Here is a 17,344-nt window from a genome sequence, read left to right as displayed (position 1 = left end):
GCCGGACCCTGAACCATCACCGGGCGGTCCGGCCCGCTCGGCGGCTTGATTTACTGCATTCTTGCGGCGCGTGCGCGCGTGACCGAATACTGCAGCGTCGACGGTTGCAGCATCGCGTCGAAACTCACCGGCTCCTCGGCCGGGTGCACGACGAGCAGCGCCTGGATCGCGAAATAGAGCGCGTTGGTGGCCTGCTCGTTCAGCTCGAACGTCACCTGGACCTGCTGCAGGCGCGGCTCATGGCGCGCGATGGCCTGCTGGATCGACTTGCAGATGAACGCGCGATCGTAGTGGCTCGCGAGGCTCAGCCCCGCGAAATCGTTCAGCCCGTAGGTCAGCACCGACTTCTGGCACTCCGGCAACGCGGCCAGTTCGTTCTCGGTGTGGGCGATACGGGTGTTGAGGATCGCCTCGACGTCGCGGGCGACCGTGTTCTTGAGCTCGTCCAGCGACAATTGCCGCATCGCTGCCGAGGCCGGCAGGTGCGGTTCGTCGTCGAACAGCTTGTCGAGAAAACTGGGTTCGAATCGTTTCATAAGGGCCTGTTTCCGCTAATAACGGGCTTGCGAACGTGTGTTGCCGGTCGTAGTGCAAGGAGTGAGGAGCGCCGTTTGGCCGAGCCAAACGAGCGACGAACGACGCCGCAATACGGCCGGCAACGCACGTTCCCCTGTTTGGAAAAAATCATTCGTGGGGCTGGCCCCCAGAAGGGCCGATCGCCGCGTCACGCTCCTCGCGAATACGTCGAGTATTCGCTTCGTCGCAATCCTTGCGCTCGGCCCTTCTGGGGGCCAGCGCAAGCCCGTTATTAGCGGAAACAGGCCCTGATGCACAGCGAAAACGGCAACGGGACGCCGTGCGCCCCGTTGCCGCAACCGACCTTAGACCGCGTAGGTCTTGTCGTTCTTCGTCAGACTCCAGGCGCCTTGCGTGTTGCCGCCCTGGTTGCCGCCGATCTTCTGCTGGGTTTGCTTCCACTGCACAGCTGCGTACTTCAGCGAGAACGTCTCGAGCGGCAGACCTTCCTCGCGAACGCTCGGGGCGATGCTCGAGATGATCACGTACTTGAGCTTGACTTCCAGATACTGCACGCGCTTGCCTTCACCGTCAGCGCGCGAGAAATGGACCGTCACCTCGTCGAACGTGGTACCGCCCGAAGCGTGTTGGTACAGCAGCGGGCTCGACGAATCGATTTCCTTCGTGAAAATCATGTCGCCGTGCTCGCAACGCGTCATCGTGTGACCGCCAGCGGTCGATGCGGTTGCCGAACGCGGCTGAACGATCGAGTGATCCCATGATTTCAGTTCGATCCAGCCCTGGTGGTCCTTGTCCGCGGACTCGCCCTTCACCGCGGGACTACCAAACTGCAAGTGCATATGTAACATGGCCCTTCGACTCCCCAAAGAGGTGGTTTTAACGTCCTACCCAGGCGGCCCGCCCGGGCGATCTACTCGCTTATGAATTTGCCGGTTTGGGCAGATCAGCGACAAGTCGCAGAGAAATCGAGAGTTCGTCGAGCTGGAAGTGCGGGCGCAGGAACGCGACCGAACGATACGAGCCCGGCTTGCCCGGAATCTCCGACACTTGTATGGATGCCTCGCGCAGCGGGAATTGCGCCTTCTGTTCCTGCGACGCGTTGTCGTCGAGCAGGACGTACTGCGAAATCCACCGGTTGAGGAAAGTCTCCACGTTCTGCGCCGATGCAAAGCTGCCGATCTTGTCCCGCATCATCGCCTTCAGGTAGTGCGCGACGCGCGATACCGAGAAGATGTACTGAAGCTGGGCGGACAGGACGGCGTTCGCATTCGCGCTATCGGTGCTGTATTTTTTCGGTTTCTGCACCGATTGCGCGGCGAAAAACGCAGCGTAATCCGAGTTCTTGCAATGAACGAGCGGGATGAAGCCGAGGTCGCTCAGCTCCTTCTCGCGGCGATCGGTGATCGCGATTTCGGTCGGGCACTTCAGCGCGACTTCACCGTCGTCGGTCTTGAACGTGTGGGTCGGCAGGTCCTCGACTAGGCCGCCGCCTTCGACGCCGCGGATCGCCGCGCACCAGCCGAAGTCGTCGAATGCGGCCGTCAGGCGCGCAGCGAACGCCCACGCGGCATTGCACCACAGGTACTTGTCGTGGTCGGTGCCGTCGACGTCTTCGACGAAGTTGAAGTTCTCCGCGGTCTGGCCGTCCTTCGGATTGAACGGCAGGCGACCGAGGAAGCGCGGCAGCGTCAGGCCGACGTAGCGCGAATCTTCGGCGTCGCGGAACGACTTCCACTTCGCATATTCGACCGTATCGAACACCTTGCCGAGGTCACGCGGCTTGCCGAGGTCGGAGAACGACTCGAGGCCGAGCAGCTCGGGCGACGCCGACGCGATGAACGGCGCATGCGCGGCCGCCGCGACGTGCGACATCTGCTCGATGAAGTACATGTCTTCGGGCTGGCGCGAGATCTCGTAATCGCCGATCAGCGCACCGAACGGCGAGCCGCCGAACGTGCCGAATTCCTCTTCGTAGACCTTCTTGAACAGCGCGCTCTGGTCGAACTCGCTCGCGCCCTTGAAATCGCGCACGAGGTCGCGCTTCGGTGCGTGCAGCGCCTTGATCTTGATCGTCTGGCCGGTGTTGCTTTCCTTGACCAGATAGTCCATCCCGCGCCACGTGCTTTCGAGGCGCTGGAATTCCGGCGCGTGCATCACCGCGGAAAGCTGCGTGGAGATCAGGCGGTCGAGTTCCGCGACGCGCGCGTCGATCGTGGCCGACAGGTTGTCCGACACGATCACCGTGCCGTCGAGCACCTGGTGCACGAGTTCGCCGATCAGGTCCTTCGCACGCGCATGCTCGGAATCGGATTTCGCGACCTTGCTCTTCTCGACGATGTCGTCGAGCAGCGAGGTTCCCGCGGCGTATTCCGCGCCGCTCGCTTGGGCCGCAGCCGTTTGCTGGTTCATCTCAACACTCCGTCGTCATTCGCCGTCTTTGTCGCCGCCGGTGCCCTTTGCGAGCTCCTGCAGCTGCTGCGTGTTCTTCAGCACCTCGGACAGCAGATCCTCGAGCTTGTCGTTGCCGGCAAGCTTGTTGCGCAGGTCGGCGAGCTTCGAGCGCGCCTCGAGCAGGCGGCGCAGCGGCTCGACCTGTTCGACGACTTCGTCCGGGCTGAAATCCGACAGCGAGCGGAACTTCAGGTCGACCGCGAACTTGCCGCCGCCCTCGCTCAGGCGGTTTTCCACCTGGAACGCGGCACGCGGCTCGATCGCCTTCATCACGTCGTCGAAATTGTCGCGATCGATGTTGACGAATTTGCGGTCGCGCAGCTTCGGCTGCTCGATTTCGGACTGGCCCGCCAGATCGCCGACGACCCCGACGACGAACGGCAGTTCCTTCACCTCGATCGCATCGCCCTTCTCGACCTCGTAGGTCAGTTGGACGCGCGGCGGCCGTATTTTCTGCAAGCTTTTCTGAATGCTTTCTTTCTTGGCCATCTCGACGGCTCCCAGGTTAGTTGTGGTTATCGCGTCAGTTGCGCTCAGTTGCGGTCAGTTACGCAGTGCGCCGAACGGATCGCCGCCCTTCGGCGCGCCGCCCGACGACGTGTTCGGCGGCGGCACCGTGGCGGTGGTTTCAGCGGTCGGCGTCGTGACCTTCTTGTGCACGACCGTGCGGGTCTTCTTGATCCGGCCACCGGTGCGGGTAGTCGTCTCCGGCGGGAACAGCGCCGATTCGCCCAGCGTGTCGCGCAGTTGCTTCGCGAGCGCCTGTGCATCGGACTTCGCGTCGCCCGCGAGCGACGAATCCTGGCGCAGCTCGCCGAGCGACTGCGTCGCGATCCGCAGGCCGGCCACGGCCAGCACGCTCTTCGCCTGACGGTCGGTCGCGTCGCGCTGCAGTGCTTCCTGCGCGGCAACGATTGCCTGACCGTAGTGGTTCTGTGCGAACTGGATTTGCGCGATGCGCGACCACGGTTCCTCGCGCGTCGGATCCGACTTCGCGAGCTGCTGATACAGGCCGAGGGCCTTGTCCTGGTCCCCCGCCTTCGCAACTGCGTCCGCGTCAGCCAGCGACTTGTTGAATACCTCTGCAGTCGGCGGCGCGGGAGGCTGGCTCGCACAACCGGCGATTACGCCGCAAGCCACTACTACCCCAGACAGTTTTGCGAAGAGACGGTCTTTCATCGTTATATCCACCGGCGCGTGAGTTTTAAATCGTTGAGAATCTGGTTCTTTTGCTTTGCAAGAAGCGCGCGGGTATAGTACCGATCAATTTTTCATAATTCAATCGTCGTGTGAAGAGTAATTCCTTTTAAAACCGGGCGCTACCCCCTCCAATGGCCGCTCGCTGCAGGCTCGCAGCGATTTTTCTTTCGGCCGGAATGGGCAAGTTTTACTGGTTGCACGACGCACCGCCCGGATGGCGGAAAAATTTTCCGGACGCTTGCCACGACGCGAGCGTGCTTAATAGTTGAACAGTGCAATGCCGGGGATACGCAGCGAACGCGGAAATACCCGGCAGATTTGACAGGGATAAAGGCGGCACGCCGGAAATACGATGAGATCGTTGATGATTCGCTACGCGCTGCCACTGGTTGCCTGCGCCCTTCTGGCCGGATGCGCGGCCGCCCCGCTGCTCGGCTCGGCCGCGAGCGCCGTGATGTCCGCGGCCGGCATCGGCAAGCCCGAGTTGCCCGACGCGCAGAAGCCGCCGCGCAACCTCGGCATCACGCTCGCCGCGGCGCCGAACCTGAATGCCGCGACCGACAACAAGCCGCTCGCGCTCGTCGTGCGGCTCTATACGCTGAAGGACCCGACGTCGTTCCAGCAGGCGCCGTTCGACGCATTTACGGATCCGACCAAGGAAAAGGCCGCGCTGGGCGCGGACCTGCTGAACGTGCGTGAAATCACGCTGATTCCGGGCCAGCGCTATACGGCGACCGAGAAGGTTTCGCGCGAAGCGCAAGCGTTCGGCATCGTCGCGCTGTTCCGCGATCCCGCACTACAACGATGGAAACTGACGTTCGATCCGGTGAAGTCGGAGAAATCCGGCATAATCATCGGCCTGCATAATTGCGCGATGACGGTCACCGATGGCACGGTCATTGCACCGCAACAGGGTGCGCCTTCGCAACCGCTGAATTTGCTTTCTTCGGTCTCCTGCGGTTAAGCATGACGCACGAATGTCAATTAACAAGAGTTAACAATTGGCGATTTAATTCGGGCACGAACAAATCGATTACATCGCAACGCGACATTAACCGGATTTGACATGAGTTATTCGGCCAAGGTGCTGTGGGGGGAAGGGCTGTTCCTCCGGCCTCAACACTTTCAGCGACAGGACGCGTACCACGAAGCGCGCCTGTTCGAATCGATCCAGGCGATCCAGCCGTACAACTGGGGGGTGCGCTCGGTGCGCATCGACCGCGATGCACTCGGCAGCAACGTGCTGCGGGTGGCCGAGCTCGCGCTCGTGTTCCCGGACGGCGCGCTGTATGCCGCGCCGCAGGCCGACGACCTGCCGCCGCCGATCGCGCTGGACACGCTGCCTGACGGCATCAATGAATTCGTGTTCTATCTCGCGCTGCACCCGCAGCGCGAGAACGGCACCAACTACAGCGACGATCCGGCCGCCGGCTTCATGACGCGTTTCGTCAGCGAGCAGACGAGCGTCGCCGACAACTTCACCGACGCGGCCGAAGCCGACATCACGTTCCTGAAGACGCAGGTCAAGCTGATCGCGCACAGCGAACCGCGCGACCAGCTGCTGTCCGTGCCGCTCGTGCGCGTGCGCCGCACCGCGACCTCGGGTTTCGAGCTCGACGACAGCTTCGTGCCGCCATGCCTCGCGATCGACGCATCGCCGATCCTGCACCAGCGGCTGCGCCAGCTCGTCGATGCGCTGCAGGCGAAGGTGAACGCGCTGTATGGCTTTCACCGCGAGCCGTCGAAGAACATCATCGAATTCCGCTCGGGCGACATCGCATCGTTCTGGCTGCTGCACACCGCGAACGCCGCGTTCGCGACGCTCGCGCACCTGCACCAGCATTCGGCGCTGCATCCCGAGCGGCTGTTCCAGGAGCTGTTGCGCCTCGCGGGCCAGCTGATGACGTTCTCGAAGGGCTATACGCTCGCCGACCTGCCGGTGTACCGCCACGACGATCCGGGCCCGAGCTTTGCGCGTCTCGACCTGATGCTGCGCGAGCTGCTCGACACGGTGATCTCGACGCGCTACTTCGCGATCACGCTCGACGAAGTGCGCCCGTCGTTCCACCTTGGCCGCCTCGATTCCGGCAAGATCGACGACAAGACCGAGTTCTACCTCGCGGTGTCCGCGGACATGCCGAGCGTCGAGCTCGTCGATGCGGTGCCGGCCCGCTTCAAGGTCGGCGCGCCCGACGACGTCGACAAGCTCGTGCTGTCGGCCATGCCCGGCGTGCGGCTGTCGTACACGCCGCAGGTGCCGCCCGCGATTCCGGTGCGCCCCGGCGCCTGCTACTTCGCGCTCGATTCGCGCGGCGCGCTGTACGAGCGCATGCTGCAGGCCCAGTCCGCGATGATCTACGCGCCGACTGGCATCAATGACCTGAAGTTCGAACTGATCGCGGTCACATCATGAGCTACGCGCCTTCCCTGTTCGGCGACAACGCGCCGCCCCCCCTGCATACCCCGTCGTCGACGGACGCCTCGTTCCAGGCCCGTTCGCTGCTCGACCTGCTGTACGACGGGTTCTTCATGCTGTTCCTGCTCAAGAACGGGCGGGAGCCGGATAGCGCGAGCGAGTTCAGCACGCGGATCCAGGAATTTCTGTCGGACTTCGAGCGTGGCGCGAAGAAGCTGAATATCGCCGCTGAAGATGTGTACAGCGCGAAGTTCGCGTTCTGCGCGGCCATCGACGAAATGGTGCTGTCGTCGCAGTTCAAGATCCGCACGGACTGGGAACGCCGGCCGTTGCAGCTCGTGCTGTTCGGCGAGCAGTTGGCGGGCGAGAAGTTCTTCCAGTATCTCGAGGAGTGCCGCGCGCAGGGTGCGGCGCGGCTGCAATCGCTCGAGGTGTTTCATATGTGCCTGCTGCTCGGGTTCCAGGGCAAGTATCTGCTCGAAGGGCCGGAGAAGCTCGCTTACCTCACTGCGCGGCTGGGGGACGAGATCGCGCATATGAAGGGCAAGCGCGCGCCGTTCGCACCGCATTGGCCGCTGCCGGATCAGATCGCGCACCGGTTGAAGCGTGAAGTGCCGGTGTGGGCGATCGGGGCGGTGTTCGCGCTGGTGGCGCTGCTCGGGTATATCGGGCTCAACACGTATCTGAAGGACAAGACGCTGCAGGCGCTGGCGCCTTATTCGCAGGTCATCAAAGTCGGGCCGGAGTCGGCTAATTTGACGATTTCGTTGCCTTGAAGGGTGGAAGTTTCTCGAGCCTCGCCTCACGATGAAAAAGGACCGCCCCGGCGGTCCTTTTTTGTTGCGACGTACTATTCGTCGTGCTCGCGACTACTCGCCGTTCGAATCCAGATCGAGGAAGTCGTCGTGGCGATCGAAGTGGTTGAGGCAGCGGACGACGTCCTCGATCGATGCATCGTGTTTCTGACGATACGCCAGATCGACGACGTCCTGGAAGTGCTCGCACGAGTAGCGAAATACGTAACCGAGCTCGGTGACGCGTTCGGGGTAGCTCTCGCGATCCTCGTCGTCGACCTGTACCTTGTCGCCGATATAGATCGTCTGCCGCGGATACCAGTCTGCATCGCCGTCATTTCCGTACACATCGTATCGCCACGCCGGATCGTAGCCCTCCGGCCGTTCAGCCTTCGCTCGCACAACTGCGATGAAGTCGGCAAGCGCGAACGTCCTGTTCTTGAAATCTTCCGGGCCGCGAATCTGCAATCCGATCCGCTCGCATTCGATACGCGCCAGCAATTGTTCGGCCCTGTCGCGCTCGAACGCCAGCAGGCCGGCATCGGTGTCTCGTGCCGCCGCAAGCGCCCGCTCCAGGAACGGACGCGCCGATCCACTGCGTGACGTCTCACACATCAGATCGCCCAGCGCGACGAGCGACTGGGCGAGTGCAACGCGATCGCCCTCCTGCTCGGCCTCGGTCAGCGCAAGATGCAGCACGGCTTCGCCTCGATCCGTCATGCCATGATCGAGCAGCATCAGCGCCTTGCGAAAGGTCTGCCGCGCACTCACTGCGACACCTCGTTGCCGGGCAGATCCATCCAGACGTCTTCGTAGCCGGTGTCGTCGATGATGAAACGCGCGCCGGGCGGCAGCATCAGATAGGGCAAGACCAGCGGCAGGTAGGTGGGCAGATGTGTGGCGTGCAGCGGCTGGTAGAAATCGAGCGCGTCCGAATATTCGCCGCAGTGGAAAAACCAGCCGACATCATCGCCTTCCGACAGCGCGATGCGCGTGCCATAGACTGGCATCCGCCCGAGCGTCGATATCGCGACCGCAACCTTGTGCTCCGGTTCGGCAGCTCGCAGAGCGTATCGCGCACACACGGCCTCCTGGCGTGCACGCAACTCGGCCGGATCATCCGTCAGGTTCATTTCCCGCCACCCTCCCTGCAGCCCCGCATCGACAGAAAAGCCATGAAACTGTCGGCTACCGGCGTCGTCTCGCCCGTCTCGTGCGACCAAAGGACGACGGCCGGCTCGCACGATGCCCCTGTCCGGTCGTAGTCAAAGCAGTAGTAATCACCTGTCCCGAACTCGGCAAACGGCAACAAGTGCGAGAAATCGGCATCCGTATCGTCGAAATTGTCTCGCCACGCTCGCCAGCCCTCGCTGTAGTGCCGAACGATCGAATTCCAGGTCTTGCGCGGATTACGCGCATCGAAGACGGGGAACACGGACAATCCGCCAAGCGACCTGCCGTTGTTGAGCAGCAGCCATGTCGCGAACGAATGCGGCAACGCGCGGCCGAGTAATGCTTCGGCTGCTTCGATTTCGGTTACGGTCGTGCCGATGGTCGGTGTGCGGGTCATCGGTTGATCTTCCTGTCGGTATCTCCGACATACACGTGTTCGATTTTGCGCGTCACGGCTCGATCCACCAGTCGAGCAGCGTTTCGTCGTCCGGATCCTCGAAGTTCCGGTAGATGTTCGCGTAGTACCAGGCAAGGCCGGTTCTTGCCGTGAAGTCGTCGAAGACAGTACGGATTCGCTCGCCTCCAGCGCCGGACGGCACCGATAGCGCGAGCGAGCCGCCGTAACGGCCGTCGAGCGTACCGTTCAGTTCGGATTCGACCTCATCCGCAAGCCGGTCGATGTCGCGATCCGGAATCGCGTCGCCATAGATCTGGATGCAGTAGTTTCCGCCGCGCTTCAGCACCGTGGCCGGACGATCGGGATCGTCCATGCGGACAAGATCGCCTTTCGCGAGATTCAGCGCGAGGCCAGGCGATGCCAGCAGTTCATAGATGCCCGGCTCGACCGGACGCGCGGGAAGTTCTTCGTGAACCGGTGCATCTCCGGAGCTACCGGCGTAGACGTAGATCAGCTCGTAATCTTGGTCGGGGTCATGCATTTCGTTCTCGCCGCACGTAAGACCGTGTTCCAGTCAATAACTTGTGTCACCCGGGCTGCCGGCGTATTGGCCTCCACCTTGCTTGAGACCGCGCGCCTGCTCTCACCCACCAACCATCTCCATGAACACCGCCGCTTCCGGATCCGGCAGCGCATCGCCTATCCGCGAACGGACTTCAGCCAGGAATGCCGGCCGGATTTCATATGTATCGTCGAAGATATCGCGTGCGTACTTTCCGACGTACAGATCGCACCAGATACACAGTGCGTGGGCGAAGTGCGTAGGGGATGACGCAACGCGCAATGGTGCCCAGGAGCCCGCGCCGTGACGGTCGAACAGCACATCGCCTGCCGGCACGACGATAACCGGATCGCCGCCCATCTGACCCAGCACGATCCAGTCGTCGTGCCATCCGGACAGACGCCGGCCCGATGCGTCGACGCGATAGCCGGTCTGGCCGATCGCGAGACTCGCCGGGTTGCCGTACAACAGGAGATCGTCGGCAATCCAGGGAATCGACAGATCGACATCGTCGAGCGCGTTGAACCATGCGGCAATTTCAGCGCTCACGGAGAGGGATCCCGTGTGTGTTGCATGATCGGGCGCAGGTGCGCCGATGCTTGCGTGCGCGTCCACCATGTCGCGAATTGCGACGATGAACGGCTTCAGATCCCGATTGTGCATCGTGCCTCCCGGCGACATGGCGCCTTGTCGAATCGCTTGCGAACGATACCGGGCTCGCGCATCTCTGTCAGCCGCATGCCGACGCTTGAGTGAATCCTGAGTCTCGGAGATCGTGGATGCTGTCAGTCGAATTTCATGTGTCCGTCAAGCCACTTCTCGACCTCGCCCCGGCCGAGATCAGACGCGCATTTCTTCAAATGAAGAATCTCATCGCGGCTCACTTCAATCCCGCTGAGTAACAACAAATTCAGCCCTGATATCGCAGCGACTTCCCCGTCAAGACAATATGTCGCCTGCAGGATCGGCGTGAGACCGTTCGTCGCCATCGTCGACATATCGGCGCCGACGTCGATCAGCTTCTCCGCTCGCTCTATCAATCCAAATTTCAATGCTGCCGATAGTGCCGTGATACCACTGTGGCCCGACTCCTCGAGCAGATTCCGTGTCGCATACCACGCAACCACTTTCTCGAAGAGCGCCGAATCACGATCCAAAGTCGCACAATGCAGAAACGTATCTCCGGTGCGCTCGTCCCTCTGCAGGAAGTTCACATCGCGGCTGCCCAGGAAATCGAAGATCGCTCGACTTCTCGCGACCTGGAAGAGAATGGGGATTCCCTCAAGCACTTCTTGTCTTTCGATTTTAGGCAGCAGCCGTTGAATCGGCGCCAGGTCGCCTTTCGAGAACGCGTCAGCCGCCTCGAAAATATCAACAATGATTTCTGCGTTCATGCTCGGTCACCCCATGGCCCTCGCCCCGCGTGACATCGTATTCCAGTCGATGGTTGGCGTAGGTAGGGGCTCAGGCGCACTACATCGCATGACTGAATACCTGCCCTCAACCGCAGACCATCCCTATGACAACCGCGCCCTTCTAAATGAAGGGCCGCCGAGTGATCCCTTGTTGTTACCGATTGCGTTCGGGCTGCAGGCCTCTCCCGCTCCGGCTAGGCATTCGAAAAGACGACCAACCTCCCCTCGGGATGCCGACCATCCCAGCCACAAGGGAAACCACCGTCGAGATAAACATGCAGAATGCTGTTCCAGATCGGCGGGAAGCAATCATTGGCGTAACACTGTAACAGGATGCCGATATCCCTGATCATCAACTCGATCAGCGGACACGACACCGCATTCGTCCACTTGAGATCGGCCCCGTTGAAGTGCTTGCCTTCGATGCCCCAATGCCGATTCTTCCTCAACTGGTATTCAACCTGGTGGCTCCATTCGAAACCAGCGGGAAACACACCGTCACCGTCACTTACCGACTCCCATTCGTCGAAGTCGTCGAAGGAGTCATCGGTCGCGAAACGACGCGCGACCGCCGCATCCCGGACAACGTGATGCGCCGCTGGATCACCGAGATAGGCGGTGCCGAAAAATGCATCCTGCTCGAGAAACCGGACGAGCGGATTGGCTGCAATCAGGATGTCATGCCAAGATTTCATGCCGACTTGTGACAGGCCACGTCGTCAGAACAGGATGAATTCATCGTTCTCTACGTAAAAGACGAACGCATCGAGCAACTGCGCAACGCTCGGTTCGTCGACTTGGTCGTGAGCGTTGATCACGATGTCCTCGATCGTCGCACTGTTCAGGGTGACTTGCCATCCGGGCTGGATTGCGATCGCGGGTATCGCGTCGTCCGCGCCCTTGATGTAGTCGGAGAATACGCCCTCTGTATCGGGCATCCAAGGCACCGGTGGAAGATGAAGCCACCCGGAGAAATCGCCAGGATGCTCGAGGATGTGTTTCAGCGACACTGCGGTCACGAGGGTTGTCGACATGGATATTGCGGTTGTAACCAAGGTGATACATCGCGGCGGAGATGAGATCGCAGTACCTAGCACTATTCTCCGCCGCTGACTGCATAACAGTTGCACACGTGCTGGTTTGCTTTGGTGCTCGTGTGGGCGAACTGCAATTATGCCAATTCTGCGTCCACAAGATCGACCCGCAGTGGTTGTCGCCGATCTGCACGACGAGCATCAACCCAAACGCAGTTGGGTCGATCGGCCCGCAAAATTTTCATCCGCGCAGCCTCGAGGCATTCGAACCGGTCTGTCACACGCACGTAGACCGTCCATGCTTAAAGCGTGAGCGCACCGTAAACGCGGACTTCATCTCCCCCCTCTCGCTTGTGAGCGTGCAAAATCAGAGTCAAGTCGCTCTCAACACCATCGATTATCAAATTAATTTGAATTCGCTTATCACGATCCGATGGTGAACTTGGATTTATTTCATACACAATCGAATGATTCCGGACATAATTTTCATCCGGGACTCCGATTCGCACCAAGTCACTCTCGCGCGGAAAATCTCCTCCCAGGTACTCCAAAACCCCGGCCCTGATCTCGGATGGCGTGCTCACTTCGAAGTTTCCCTCTGCCTCCAAACGTACAAAATCATTCCTTGAAATCAGATCGCATATCCTGATGATTTGATGAATCATCGCCAGCGTAATCCATCCGTTCACGCTACCACCTCCTTGTCGAACTGTTTCGATTTCCCGGCATTCGGGTCGGCGTATCGCCGGTCACGCCCAAGTCGGCAAAGTGCGCATCGCTCCGCATGATATGGCAACGCGTTTCGCTCTCCGACAAACCTGCTCGCCGAAGAGCCCTGTATGCGACGCGACGCTCTGCTGCGTAATTCCCACCAACCCCTCTCTGGCGTTGCGACTGAGTAGCAATATAATGCTCGGTCCCAACCTTGTTTGGCGGGCCTTCCAATTGGACTGCAGGTGCGGCCTGCTCGTTGTAATCCGACACGGATCCCTTCATGGCAGCGTTCTGTATGACGTGATGCGAGTCCGCATCAACCTTGTCATATCTGCCGTAACCTCGACCGGCTTCCGCCAAAATCTTTTCGCAATCCTCGGGACACGGACGGCACTTTGCCAATCCGAGAGGATCAATCCATTCCGTTGGTGCAGGCACATACTGATACACATTTATCCCACCGGCCAACCCGATCGGATCCTTCGCGATGAATCGCCCGGAATACGGATCGTAATATCGATGCCGGTTGTAATGTAGCCCCGTCTCCTCATCAACCTGCTGCCCTTGAAACCGGAGCGAATTCCTCGATGCGATTCCTGCCGCTGTCGATACCCGCGCAATGATCTCTCGCACTTCGCCCCACGCCTTATACGACGCCTCCCACACGACCTCGCCGTTGTCATCCGTCAGCAACTGAGGCGTCCCGATCCGGTCGCAATGGTAATAGAACAGTACCGCGTCGCGTCGCCGCTCTGGCATCTTCTGCAGCGGATCTTCCTCTGGTACATAGCGGTCGGTACTCTTCCACTCCGGCGTTTCGATTCCCTCGACCGGTTCCGTCACATACTGCACTAGCGGCACAAACGTCCCCGGTTCGTAGATATAGTGCGTGCCGCGCGCGCCATCGCTCTCATACGCCAGCATATCGCCATCCCACCCGAATACCGTGCGCTCGCCGTTCACCTCCTTCGCGATTCGGCGGCCGAATGCGTCGTAGAAATACCGTGACTTACTGTGCCGCGACATCTCCGCAACCCGCGCCGACAACAAGCGATTGAACTCGTCCCACTCGTACGCGTGCTCACCCGCCGGCGTACGCTTACGCGCAAGATTCCCGCGTGCGTCGTATTCGAAGTGCATTCCCGCATACGTCTTCAACAGGTTACCCAGCACCTTCGGCACGTCGACCGGCAACGTGCTTTCCGGCCGCACTGGGCTCGGACGGGATGCAAGCGCCTCTGTAGATCGCACCGGATCAATAATGTTGCTCGCCGGATCGAACGCAAACCGCTCCTTCGCGACCGGACTGATCGCCTCAATCAATCGCCCGACCGGATCGTATCGATAATCGGTCGCGCCCTTGCGGCTGTCCTCGATCCGCGACAATTGCCCCGCCGCGTCATAGCGATACCGCCGTTCGGCAAGCGGCGCGGGCGATGTCGACCGCTGGACCGTCTGCTGCAGCACACGTCCCGCCGGATCGTAGTGCGTACGCTGCCCGACCTTGCTCGACAACATGCGTACCGTCTCGCGATGAAGATCATCACGCTCGAATTGCACGCGCTCCTCACCATCGAACTGCATCCCGTGCACATGCCCGGAGCCGTACATCAACCAGTCGACCACGTGGCCGTCCGGCCGCACGGTACGTCGCCGATTGCCGAGCTCGTCGTATTCGTGATGCCACAGGTAGCTGCGCCGTTCGCCGAACAGATTGTAGGCGTGATGTTCGCGCACGAGATTGCCAACCGGATCGAAGAAAAACTGCACGCGGCTGTATCGGTTCACCGCGTCGATCAACCTGCCGCTCGGGTCGTAGGCAAACCGTTCCTCGCTTCCCCCCGCGACACGCTTCATCATACGGCCCGCCACATCGACATCAATCGACGTCACGTGCCCCGCTTCGTCAACCGAAACAAGGTTGCCGCTTTCCTTGTCGTACTCGTAACGCGTCGACTTGCCGTCAAAACCGATTTCCTCGATCAGCCGCCCCGCCGGATCGTAGTGAAACTGGTACGTCGCAAAGTTCGCGTCGGTCAGCGTAGTCAAGCGACCGAGGCGGTCGTAGCGATACGCAAGCGTCCGATCGAGCGCATCCGCGCGGCTAGCAATACGACCAACCGCGTCATAGCCGTATCGCATCGATCGATTGAGTTGATCGATATGCCGCAACAAGCGGCCTTCTGCGTCGTATTGCATGTGCACGACACCCGCCGGCGAACGAATCGCCGTCAATTGGCCGTTCGTGCCGTAGTCGTATGCGACCACGCCACCCGATGCGTCCTTTGTCTCGATCACACGCCCCATATCGTCGTAGCGCCACTGCGTCTTCTTTCCGGAGCAGTCCGTGTAGCTTGCAAGCTGCCCTGCATCGTTGTATTCGAGCGCTTTCGAACCACCCTTCGCATCGGTAATCCGCGTCGGCAATCCCTTGTCGTTGTAACCGTACTTCGTTGCGTGCTCAAGCGGATCGATTTCCTCGACGAGGTTGCCCGCATCGTCGTACTTGCGCTGCCAGACTTGCCCGGTTGGATCGACGAGCCGGATCATCTGATCCTTGTCGTCGTACGCCATCTCGACGACGCTGCCGTCCGCCCGCTCCTGCTGAACCAGATTGCCACGTGCATCGTATTCACTCCGTTCGATGCTCCCGTCCCGCCGGATATGCAATACCAAATTGTGATGGGCATCACGCCGGAACCACTCCTGGTTACCGTCCGGATACACGATCCGGTACACATAACCATGGATGTTGAAGTAGTACCGTGTCATCTGACCGAGCGCATCGGTCACGTAGGTCAGACGGATATTCGGATTCCACGCGAGCCGGAGATCGAGGCTGCCGTCATCTGCATATTCGCGGATGCATTTCGCGTCCGCGTTGTCATCGGCATCCGCGCCGTCCCATTCGAGCGTCATCCCGCGTCCAGTGCGATCGGTATAGCGCGTCACGAGATGGCGACGATATTGATACGTCCGTGCGTTGCCATGACGATCGACCGCGCGCACGAGATCGCCTTCCGCATCGTATTCGTAGCTCGCCAACATGCGGCGCTCGCCATCCTTGAGCACGTGCTCGATCTGTACGATTCGGCCATGCCTGTCGTGCTCAAACCCAAGCACATTGCCGCTCGCATCGATCAGGCGTACAAGGCGATCAAGCGCATCGTAGTCGAGCGTGATCGTGTTCCCGGCGCGATCTTTCTGCATCGCGAGCCGGAAGGCATCTCCACGGCGCTCGTACACATGCAGCACGTCATGGCCGTAGGCGATCGTTACCCACGTTTCGTCAAGCCGCGACAGCGTCAGGTTCTCCGACAGATCGTCGTGCACCGCGCCGGCCGCGAGTGCCGGGTAGTCGATGCTGCGCCCCTCTGCATCGCGATAGATCCACTGACTATTCTTGATATCGATTCGCGTCGTATATGGCGTAATCCATCGCGCACCCAGCTCGCCGTTATCATACGCGGACAGTCGGGAGCGGTACGTACGCTCCCAAGCGAGCGGCAGCGCGCCCGGCAGGTCGAAATCCACATGCGAGAACGTCTCGTCACCGAACGCGAAATCGATCGATGCCGACGATGCCCCAAACCCGCATGCCTTGCAAACGCTCCTTCCCGGCCCCTCGGCCGGCGCCTGCTCTTCGATTTTCTCGAGCCCCTCCTGCTCCCGCGTCTTCTTCGCCTGACTCTTACCGCCTGCCTTGACGTCCGTACTCTGCTCATGAAGCTTCGCGCGTGCCTTGACGCGCCCGACAGCCTCGATCAGTTGCAAGACCAGCCACATCATCTTGCCTTCTTCGCTGCCGGCAAGCGAACGGATCGCAGTCGCAATCTTCGGCGCTTCGGTCCGAAGGAATGTCACCGCGCCGCGAAACGGCTCGAGCCAAGCATCGGGCGCGAGCTTCGCCATGGTGCCCGCCGTCTTGTTGGCAGCCTTCTTTCCGAGTGCCTTGGTGCCTTCGTACGCGAACTGGATGCCGTCACCGACCCGACTCGGGCTGTACCACGGCCGATCGTCCGCCATCTTCTTCGCGAGTTGTTGCTGGCGTTTCAGATTGGCGTTGGCATCGAAGAGCTGCCCGTGCAGCGCCTTGTCCATGCCAGTCGCCAGCGCAATCATGAGCTCCTCGGATTTCGCCGCGCATCCGTTGAGCAGTTCGACGAGGCCAGCCTTCAGCTTGTTGAGAAAATCCTCGATCTCGGTCGCGCAGGTAGCGTTGATATGCGTGACCAGCACGGAGATAATCGCCGCGCCGAGATTGTTGCGCGTCATCATCAGTTCGTGACGAACGAGGGCGAGCAGCGGGCGCGCCGACATCCGGAATGGCGCAAGCGTCGGCGGAATCGGAATGATGCCGAGCAGGTTGATCGCGAGGCTCATGTAATCGAGCACTTGACCACCGCGCTTTTCGACGATTTCGGCAATGTCGCCAAGCGCGTCGACCATCGCCATGATGTTACCGACGATCGGCACGGCACCGGCAAACGTCTTCACGTCCTCGAACGTGATGTGGTTGCCGCTGATCCGGCGCAACCATGCATCGAAGCGGTTACCAACTGCGACGACGTCCTTGGGGGAAACATCACTGAGCCAAGTAACCGCCTGTTCCTTCTCTGCGCCCGGTGGAAGTTGTTGTGCCATGTCGTTC

At 60.7% G+C, this 17,344-nt stretch carries 18 protein-coding genes; 3 read left to right on the top strand and 15 right to left on the bottom strand.

The window, feature by feature from the left end:
• Positions 1–50: 50 nt before the first annotated feature.
• The 5 genes from tssE to ACPTTF_RS02075 all read right to left on the bottom strand — a co-directional run bounded on the left by tssE (position 51) and on the right by ACPTTF_RS02075 (position 4,167).
• Entirely contained in the window at positions 51–536 is a 486-nt protein-coding gene (tssE, locus tag ACPTTF_RS02095; RefSeq protein ID WP_006477092.1) for a type VI secretion system baseplate subunit TssE, read from the bottom strand.
• 345 nt (positions 537–881) lie between these two features.
• Positions 882–1,385 (bottom strand): Hcp family type VI secretion system effector, encoded by a 504-nt coding sequence (locus ACPTTF_RS02090; RefSeq protein ID WP_006477093.1) that lies wholly within the window; start codon positions 1,383–1,385, stop codon positions 882–884.
• 70 nt (positions 1,386–1,455) lie between these two features.
• Positions 1,456–2,946 carry a type VI secretion system contractile sheath large subunit gene (gene tssC / locus ACPTTF_RS02085; protein WP_006477094.1) on the bottom strand — a complete coding sequence of 497 codons (1,491 nt, stop codon included), beginning with the start codon at positions 2,944–2,946 and terminating at the stop codon, positions 1,456–1,458.
• Positions 2,947–2,961: 15 nt separating this feature from the next.
• Complete coding sequence (gene tssB / locus ACPTTF_RS02080) at positions 2,962–3,477, bottom strand: type VI secretion system contractile sheath small subunit (protein WP_027788514.1); 516 nt, start codon at positions 3,475–3,477, stop codon at positions 2,962–2,964.
• Positions 3,478–3,531: 54 nt separating this feature from the next.
• Entirely contained in the window at positions 3,532–4,167 is a 636-nt protein-coding gene (locus tag ACPTTF_RS02075) for a tetratricopeptide repeat protein (RefSeq protein WP_423370124.1), read from the bottom strand.
• 373 nt (positions 4,168–4,540) lie between these two features.
• Between ACPTTF_RS02075 and tssJ the strand changes: the two genes are divergently transcribed.
• The 3 genes from tssJ to icmH all read left to right on the top strand — a co-directional run bounded on the left by tssJ (position 4,541) and on the right by icmH (position 7,380).
• Positions 4,541–5,152, top strand: coding sequence for a type VI secretion system lipoprotein TssJ (gene tssJ, locus ACPTTF_RS02070; RefSeq protein ID WP_039352027.1), 612 nt, complete (start codon positions 4,541–4,543; stop codon positions 5,150–5,152).
• 102 nt (positions 5,153–5,254) lie between these two features.
• Positions 5,255–6,601 carry a type VI secretion system baseplate subunit TssK gene (tssK, locus tag ACPTTF_RS02065; RefSeq protein WP_166965623.1) on the top strand — a complete coding sequence of 449 codons (1,347 nt, stop codon included), beginning with the start codon at positions 5,255–5,257 and terminating at the stop codon, positions 6,599–6,601.
• Positions 6,598–7,380: a type IVB secretion system protein IcmH/DotU gene (icmH, locus tag ACPTTF_RS02060; RefSeq protein ID WP_423370123.1), complete on the top strand. Its 783-nt coding sequence runs from the start codon at positions 6,598–6,600 to the stop codon at positions 7,378–7,380. Before tssK ends, icmH begins: the two co-directional genes overlap by 4 nt.
• A gap of 93 nt (positions 7,381–7,473) precedes the next feature.
• Here the strand turns inward: icmH and ACPTTF_RS02055 are convergent, their stop codons facing one another.
• The 10 genes from ACPTTF_RS02055 to ACPTTF_RS02010 form a co-directional block, all read right to left on the bottom strand.
• Positions 7,474–8,169 (bottom strand): DUF7716 domain-containing protein, encoded by a 696-nt coding sequence (locus ACPTTF_RS02055; RefSeq protein WP_423370122.1) that lies wholly within the window; start codon positions 8,167–8,169, stop codon positions 7,474–7,476.
• Positions 8,166–8,531, bottom strand: coding sequence for an immunity protein Imm33 domain-containing protein (locus ACPTTF_RS02050; RefSeq protein WP_423370121.1), 366 nt, complete (start codon positions 8,529–8,531; stop codon positions 8,166–8,168). Before ACPTTF_RS02050 ends, ACPTTF_RS02055 begins: the two co-directional genes overlap by 4 nt.
• Positions 8,528–8,968 (bottom strand): SMI1/KNR4 family protein, encoded by a 441-nt coding sequence (locus ACPTTF_RS02045; protein ID WP_423370120.1) that lies wholly within the window; start codon positions 8,966–8,968, stop codon positions 8,528–8,530. Before ACPTTF_RS02045 ends, ACPTTF_RS02050 begins: the two co-directional genes overlap by 4 nt.
• A 52-nt stretch (positions 8,969–9,020) precedes the next feature.
• Positions 9,021–9,509 (bottom strand): DUF4265 domain-containing protein, encoded by a 489-nt coding sequence (locus tag ACPTTF_RS02040; protein ID WP_423370119.1) that lies wholly within the window; start codon positions 9,507–9,509, stop codon positions 9,021–9,023.
• 102 nt (positions 9,510–9,611) lie between these two features.
• Positions 9,612–10,211, bottom strand: coding sequence for a hypothetical protein (locus tag ACPTTF_RS02035; RefSeq protein WP_423370118.1), 600 nt, complete (start codon positions 10,209–10,211; stop codon positions 9,612–9,614).
• Positions 10,212–10,315: 104 nt separating this feature from the next.
• Positions 10,316–10,924 (bottom strand): hypothetical protein, encoded by a 609-nt coding sequence (locus ACPTTF_RS02030; RefSeq protein WP_423370117.1) that lies wholly within the window; start codon positions 10,922–10,924, stop codon positions 10,316–10,318.
• Between the two features lie 215 nt (positions 10,925–11,139).
• Positions 11,140–11,640: a hypothetical protein gene (locus ACPTTF_RS02025; protein WP_423370116.1), complete on the bottom strand. Its 501-nt coding sequence runs from the start codon at positions 11,638–11,640 to the stop codon at positions 11,140–11,142.
• 24 nt (positions 11,641–11,664) lie between these two features.
• On the bottom strand, positions 11,665–11,979 hold the full coding sequence (locus tag ACPTTF_RS02020) for a DUF7716 domain-containing protein (protein ID WP_423370115.1): 315 nt from the start codon (positions 11,977–11,979) through the stop codon (positions 11,665–11,667).
• Between the two features lie 302 nt (positions 11,980–12,281).
• On the bottom strand, positions 12,282–12,668 hold the full coding sequence (locus tag ACPTTF_RS02015) for a hypothetical protein (RefSeq protein WP_423370114.1): 387 nt from the start codon (positions 12,666–12,668) through the stop codon (positions 12,282–12,284).
• Position 12,669: 1 nt separating this feature from the next.
• Positions 12,670–17,337 (bottom strand): RHS repeat-associated core domain-containing protein, encoded by a 4,668-nt coding sequence (locus ACPTTF_RS02010; RefSeq protein ID WP_423370113.1) that lies wholly within the window; start codon positions 17,335–17,337, stop codon positions 12,670–12,672.
• Positions 17,338–17,344: the final 7 nt, after the last annotated feature.

The sequence above is a fragment of the Burkholderia crassaminum genome, from assembly GCF_964265005.1.
Taxonomy (GTDB): Bacteria; Pseudomonadota; Gammaproteobacteria; order Burkholderiales; family Burkholderiaceae; genus Burkholderia.
This window is presented reverse-complemented; position numbering and strand designations above follow the sequence as displayed.